Source organism: Dietzia cercidiphylli (assembly GCF_014145145.1).
Taxonomy (GTDB): Bacteria; Actinomycetota; Actinomycetes; order Mycobacteriales; family Mycobacteriaceae; genus Dietzia; species Dietzia natronolimnaea.
Genome location: NZ_JAALEA010000241.1, coordinates 1 through 3,790 on the forward strand (window position 1 = coordinate 1; position 3,790 = coordinate 3,790).

A 3,790-nucleotide genomic window follows, 5' to 3' on the forward strand; every position below is an offset into this window, starting at 1 on the left:
CGGTCGCCGGCCTGAGCCGGTCCCGGTCGCGGCCCCGACCCGGCCCCCCGCGCCCTCGGGGATGCCGAGCTCGGCGCGCAGATGGGGGGAGGTCGAATAGGTCTCGGCGGGCTCGCCGTGCCCCAGGCCGAGCGCCTTGTCGATGAGGCCCCAGCGGGGCAGGTCGTCCCAGTCCACGAGGGTGACGGCGACGCCCTTGCGGCCGGCCCGACCGGTGCGGCCGATCCGGTGGACGTAGGTCTTCTCGTCCTCGGGGCACTGGTAGTTGATGACGTGGGTCACGTCGTCGACGTCGATTCCGCGCGCCGCGACATCGGTCGCCACGAGGACGTCGACGTCCCCGGTGCGGAACGCCTTGAGTGACTTCTCGCGAGCGCCCTGGCCCAGGTCGCCGTGGATCGCCCCCACGCGGAAGCCTCGTTCGGCCAGGTCGTCGGCGAGCTTCTGGGCCGTGCGCTTGGTGCGGCAGAAGATCATCGTGGCGCCGCGTCCGTCCGCCTGCAGGATCCGTGAGACCACCTCGGGCTTGTCCATGGAGTGCGCCCGGTAGACGAACTGGGTGGTGTTCTCGTGCGTGGCGCCGGAGTCGGCGGCCTCCGCCCGGATGTGCGTGGGCTTGGTGAGGAACGTCCGCGCCAGGGTGATGATCGGTCCCGGCATGGTGGCCGAGAAGAGCATGGTCTGCCGTTGCTCCGGGACCATCCGGAGCAGCTTCTCGATGTCCGGCAGGAAGCCCAGGTCGAGCATCTCGTCGGCCTCGTCGAGGACCAGCACCTCGACCTTGCCGAGCACCAGCTTCGACTGGTTGGCCAGGTCGAGCAGACGGCCGGGGGTTCCCACCACCACGTCGACGCCCTTCTCCAGGGCGTCGGTCTGCTGTTCGTAGGGGGTTCCGCCGTAGATGGCCAGCACCTTGAGCGGCCGGGTTCCCGACCCGCCGGGGGCGGTGAGACCGGTGGCGGCGATCTTGAGGTCCTGGGTGACCTGGACGCACAGCTCGCGGGTGGGAACGATGATGAGGGCCCGTGGCGTGCCGTCGAGCTCCCGGGTCACCTCGCCCGTCGAGATGCGGTGCAGGAGGGGGACGCCGAAGCCGTAGGTCTTGCCCATCCCCGTACGGGCCTGGCCGATGAGGTCGGACCCCGCCAGCGCCAGTGGGAGGGTGAGTTCCTGGATGGCGAAGGTGTGGGTGATGCCGCGCTCACCGAGCGCGGTGACGATCTCGGGGCGGACGCCGAGTTCGGCGAAGCTGGGGGAGGAGTCGGAGGACGGGGCGTCGACGACCGCGGTCGTCGTGGCCATGCCGTCGACTTCGCTGGTGGTCACATCTGTAGTGGACAGGGCGGTGCCTTTCTCGTCTCGCGCGCGGGAGGACGGGCCTTCCGATGGACGGCCTCGGCGAGCGGGGCGCGCGCACATTTCCACGCGGATCCTCGGTGCGGGGTCCGACCAGCGGACCGGGCGCGGGTGTGATCCACGTGGGTCCACCCTATCCCGTGACGCCGCGGGACACCGGGTCCGGGCTAGCCTGGGTCCCACGTATCACCGACGACGGCGAGACATGCGCCGACGATGAGAAGGGCAGGCACCGTGGAGGTCAAGATCGGCATCGCCGACAGCAATCGCGAACTCGTGTTCAAGACCGGGATGAACCCGGAGGACGTGCACGCCCGCGTGGAGGCCGCTCTCACCGCGGAGAGCAAGGCAGTGTTGGAGCTGGACGACGAGAAGGGTCGGCGCTATCTCGTGTCGACCGACCGGGTCGCCTACGTCGAGATCGGTGAGTCGGCGCGGCGCGCGGTCGGGTTCCTCTCCTAGGCGTCCGGGGCGGGCCGGTCCCCGCCCTGACGAGGGATCTTCGACAGTCCGCCCCAGCACAGGGTGACGGTCGTGGAGACGGCGTCGGCGCGGGAGATCGGTCGGCCCGCGTCGAGCCAGTGGCCGGCGCTGACCCGGCTCGCACCCACGAGGCCCACCGCGAGCAGACGCGACCGGTGCGCGTCGAGCCCGGAATCGCCCCTGACCAGGTCGTGTACGGCGTCGATGCAGCCGTCGGTGGCGCGGTCGAGCTCGCGCCGGACCTCCTCGTCGCCGGACTCGGAGGTGAACACCAGCCGGAAGCCGCGGGTGTCGGAATCGGCGTACGCGAAGAACGTGTCGACCGCCGCCTCGACGCGACGCCGGTTGTCCGAGGTCGAGTCCAGCGCCGCCCGGATGCGGCCGAGGAGCTCGTCCACGTGATGCCGCAGCACCTCGATGTACAGGTCGCGCTTGGAATCGAAGTGCTGGTACAGCACCGGTTTGGAGACCCCGGCCAGGACGGCGATGTCGTCCATCCCGGAGGCGTGGAAGCCCTGGTCCACGAACACGGTCCCCGCCGCGTCGAGGAGCTGGCGTCGTCGGGCTCCTCGGGGCAGCCGGGTCGCCCTGGCGCGCCCCGGAGCCGTCGGGGACGGTCCGCCCGGGCTAGTCATCGTCTGGCTCCTGTCCTCCCGGACGTCGGGTCGACGGTCGACCGGGCCAGACGGACAATACCCGTACGGGCGGAGTGCCGGAGAAGGCGACCACCTCGGGATGTGGGATCGTGGAGACCTTGACTCGAGCCTGACCGGAGCGGACCTGGAGGTGTGCGGATGAGCGACGGCCGTCGCCGGACGTCGGACGGTGTCGACGCCGGGTCCATCTCGCGGGCTGACGCTCCGGCACACCGCGGGGACCGCTCTCCGTACTACCCACCCCACGGTGAGCCGCTGCGGGCCCCGTGGGACCCGGCGGAGGAGACGACCCCCGGTCGTCGTCGCTCGGTCCCCGGCGCCAGGGACCACCTGCGTAAGCAGAGCCCCGTCGGTCGGTTCTTCACCACGTGGGGCTGGCGGGCGTACGCGATCCCGGTGCTGGTCGTGCTCACGGCACTCGTGATAGCCGACTCCGTGACGGGTACCGGGGCGGGCGACGGCGCGGCCGTCGGCGAGGCGGAGGAGACGCCGGCGCTCATGGGGGAGCCACCCCGGGGTGAGGTGCCCCCGAGCGGGGAGCTGCCGGACGGTGGACCGTTCGCCGAGGCCGGCGAGGGTCGGTTCCGGATCGTGCCCGGGGGCACGGACCGTGTCGGGCGTCCCGACGCCGAGCAGTTCACCTACACCGTCGAGGTCGAGGAGGGCGTCGACACGACGGACTTCGGTGGCGACGACTCGGTGGCCCGGATGGTGGATGCGACGTTGGCCAATCCCAAGAGCTGGACGGCGGACGGGGCCGTGGCGTTCCGGCGCACGGCCCGGGACGAGCCCGCGTTCCGGGTGACACTCGCCAGTCCCCTCACGGTCCGCGAGAACTGCGGATACGAGATCGAGCTCGAGACCAGCTGCTACAACCCGTCCACCGAGAGGGTCTACCTCAACCTGGCCCGGTGGATCCGTGGTGCGCGGTCCTTCCAGGGGGACATCGGGTCCTACCGTCAGTACCTCGTCAACCACGAGGTCGGCCACGCGATCGGCTACCCGGATCACGAGCCGTGCCCCGCGGACGGAGCGCTCGCGCCGATCATGATGCAACAGACCCTCGGGGTCGCCAACAACGAGATCTTCCTGCTCGACAACGAGGGTGTGGTCCCGGACAACGACGACACCTGCCTGTACAACGCATGGCCGTTCCCCGACGGCCCGCCGGTGGCCCGGTGAACCCCGTGACCGGCGGGGTGTCCGGGGCGCTCCCCCCTCTCGTGGATCCGGTGCCGCAGCTCTCGGCGGAGGAGCGCGCGCGCTACTCCCGGCATCTCCTGCTCGGGGCCATC

At 71.1% G+C, this 3,790-nt stretch carries 4 protein-coding genes; 2 read left to right on the forward strand and 2 right to left on the reverse strand.

Annotated features, from left to right (window positions below; all coding sequences use genetic code 11):
- On the reverse strand, nucleotides 1-1,302 hold a 1,302-nt coding region (locus G6028_RS09160; RefSeq protein ID WP_182658701.1), incomplete at its 3' end, for a DEAD/DEAH box helicase.
- Nucleotides 1,303-1,590: 288 nt separating this feature from the next.
- On the opposite strand from G6028_RS09160, the gene G6028_RS09165 reads away from it, so the two are divergent.
- Nucleotides 1,591-1,818, forward strand: a complete 228-nt coding sequence (locus G6028_RS09165; RefSeq protein ID WP_107748545.1) for a DUF3107 domain-containing protein — start codon at nucleotides 1,591-1,593, stop codon at nucleotides 1,816-1,818.
- Here G6028_RS09165 and G6028_RS09170 read toward each other — a convergent pair.
- Nucleotides 1,815-2,474, reverse strand: a complete 660-nt coding sequence (locus G6028_RS09170) for a TetR/AcrR family transcriptional regulator (RefSeq protein WP_179524796.1) — start codon at nucleotides 2,472-2,474, stop codon at nucleotides 1,815-1,817. The genes G6028_RS09165 and G6028_RS09170 overlap by 4 nt on opposite strands.
- A 159-nt stretch (nucleotides 2,475-2,633) precedes the next feature.
- On the opposite strand from G6028_RS09170, the gene G6028_RS09175 reads away from it, so the two are divergent.
- Nucleotides 2,634-3,677 (forward strand): DUF3152 domain-containing protein, encoded by a 1,044-nt coding sequence (locus G6028_RS09175; protein WP_182658700.1) that lies wholly within the window; start codon nucleotides 2,634-2,636, stop codon nucleotides 3,675-3,677.
- Nucleotides 3,678-3,790 lie beyond the last annotated feature (113 nt).

Excerpts from the sequence above, each read along its gene's own strand:
- G6028_RS09175 (WP_182658700.1), top strand. The coding sequence starts at position 2,634 with ATGAGCGACGGCCGTCGCCGGACGTCGGACGGTGTCGACGCCGGGTCC.
- G6028_RS09170 (WP_179524796.1), bottom strand. The coding sequence starts at position 2,474 with ATGACTAGCCCGGGCGGACCGTCCCCGACGGCTCCGGGGCGCGCCAGG.